General features: G+C 34.5%; 1 protein-coding gene. It reads right to left on the reverse strand.

Annotated elements, in window-relative coordinates:
* Positions 1–255, reverse strand: a 255-nt coding sequence (locus ACJDU8_RS25880) for a sigma factor-like helix-turn-helix DNA-binding protein (protein ID WP_406795047.1), incomplete at both ends; no start/stop codon positions are given.

Genomic DNA, 255 nt, shown 5'->3' on the forward strand with positions numbered 1-255 from the left:
TACAGTTCTTTTGCCTTCCTTGCTCCCCAGGGTGATTTTCTCATTTTTTCAAGGGCTGTACGTTCAATATTATTAATGGTAACCTTAGTAACATTATGCATCTCCCCAAGTTGCTGACAGGTCATATATTTACAATTATCCCAGCCATACCTTAATTTCAATATTTCCCTTTCTCTCGAAGTATTATATTTATTCATGGTTTCTTCAAGTTCCTTATGTAACTGCTGATTATATATTTTTTCCTCAACGTTCTCA

Source organism: Candidatus Clostridium eludens (assembly GCF_045310515.1).
Lineage (GTDB): Bacteria > Bacillota > Clostridia > Clostridiales > Clostridiaceae > Clostridium_B > Clostridium_B eludens.